Consider the following 1,778-nt stretch of genomic DNA (forward strand, 5'->3'; position numbering starts at 1 on the left):
GTTTAATACAATGAATCTACACTTTTCAAGTTTCGACTCAGCCCAGTGCCATGCCCAGAAATGTGTATTCTTGTCGTGCTCAGAGAATGGAAAACCTGGCTCAAGGCTTTGGAGAAAATATTTTGGGTCAAAATCTACCTGAGTCCCTCTTGAATCATGATCATGATTCCCCGGTGAGGTAATGACGGCGCTTGCGCATAAGTACTCTTTGATCTTATGTATACTTTGCCAGCCATATTTTATGCTCGCCTGATCAGATCGATTTCCAAAATCTCCAGGACATACCACGACGTCTACTTTGAGCGAAGAGCTTTGTGCTAGTTTTCTAATGCCACTGACAGGGTGAAATGCTTCATTTTCTTCAGCATCTGTATGCAGATGTGATCTTTTCTGATCAGAAGATACTGTAGGATGAAGATCGCTCAGAACGGCTATAGTTATCTTGGTCATAGCGATGCAAGCTCGTAGTTTGCAACTAATACTTCTTTCGCTATACTGCGGTGCTGCTTGAATCCAGCAACATGCCTATTTACACTTAGCTCGAGTTTATACCATCTACTAGGCAGTAAATCTAATAGAGCGCTATCACAACTGTACGACAAAAGAAAGTAAGCGCCTTTTTCATCAATTTTTTCCAGATAGCTTATAAGCGTTGGTATATCTTGGTAGTCAAAGGAGCCATGACCATATTCCCCTCTGTTTTTCGCTCCCTCCTTTGTGTAAGGTGGGTCAAGATATACAAAGTCGCCTTGCTCAATATACTTTAAGGTTTTCTTGAAGTCGCCATAAATAAGACTGGCGCTCTTTAAAGCCTTTGCGCAATCTGAGATTTTTGCAGGGGTTGGTAGATTCCCTGTTTTGGTTCCCATGGGGACATTAAACTTTCCTTCCCTGTTTGTTCGATATACACCATTGAAGCAAAATCTATTCAAATAAATGAATCGATATGATCTTTCGACTTCATCAAGAGTACTCGGATCTAATTCTCGCAGCCTGAGATACTCAGTTTTACACTTTTCAGCACCTAAAAGCCTTTCAGTTATCTTTTTTGAGTCTTTTTTTATTGTTTTATAGCTTACAATTAGTTCTTTGTTTATATCGCTAAGCACGGCTTTAGTGGGGCGAAGGCTGAAATAGAGGCATGCCGAGCCACAAAATGGTTCAATATATTTATTGAACGTTTTTGGTATGTTTGCTTTGAGCAGGGGAATTAGTTTTTTCTTACTCCCTGCCCATCTTATTAGGGGCTCTAATGGCCGCCTTGCAACTTCTTCTTTATATTCCGCGCTGGCCATTTTCATTCAAATTAGATAATAGTGAAATTTTCTCGATTCTACTGTATACGCGGTCGCTCGACCAGCTGTACTGGGTTGTGATGTCGTCAGGACGTATTGAGCTTTTTAGGCGAACGAAATGAAGACCGTCGGGTGGTAAGAGAGCGGCTATCCACTCTAAGAACCTCACTAGGCGTGCACCGATTTCTTGCTCGCATTGCACGGCGATCCCGTGGCCTGCGATTGGCTGAATCAGTGAATCCCTCTCCACCAGTGATCATCGGCGCAATCAACACGCATTGCGTGGGTATCTGCTGCTCGTTAATCCGATGACACATGTCGAGTGGAGTGCTTGGCTGCAAGAATGGATCGAAGCTGAGGGGCCTCTGTCGTTAGCCAGTGTTAGTGCTGGTCAAGCTTGAAATTTTGATCCGAAGAGCCATGACCTAGGGAAGGTCTGAAGTACCCACCGTTTTTTTGATACTCCAACCATTTGGAGTTCAA

General features: G+C 43.1%; 2 protein-coding genes. Both read right to left on the reverse strand.

Going from position 1 to position 1,778, the window contains the following annotated elements:
• On the reverse strand, window positions 1-450 hold a 450-nt coding region (locus V5E99_RS30885; protein WP_499806305.1), incomplete at its 3' end, for a metallophosphoesterase.
• Window positions 447-1,295: a DNA adenine methylase gene (locus V5E99_RS30890; RefSeq protein WP_499806306.1), complete on the reverse strand. Its 849-nt coding sequence runs from the start codon at window positions 1,293-1,295 to the stop codon at window positions 447-449. The genes V5E99_RS30885 and V5E99_RS30890, both read right to left, overlap by 4 nt.
• Window positions 1,296-1,778 lie beyond the last annotated feature (483 nt).

Source organism: Janthinobacterium sp. LPB2021202312-11-4, from assembly GCF_037049705.1.
Lineage (GTDB): Bacteria > Pseudomonadota > Gammaproteobacteria > Pseudomonadales > Pseudomonadaceae > Aquipseudomonas.

Bases quoted from the DNA above. Each gene is read 5' to 3' on its own strand.
- V5E99_RS30890 (WP_499806306.1), bottom strand. From the start codon at position 1,295: ATGGCCAGCGCGGAATATAAAGAAGAAGTTGCAAGGCGGCCATTAGAG.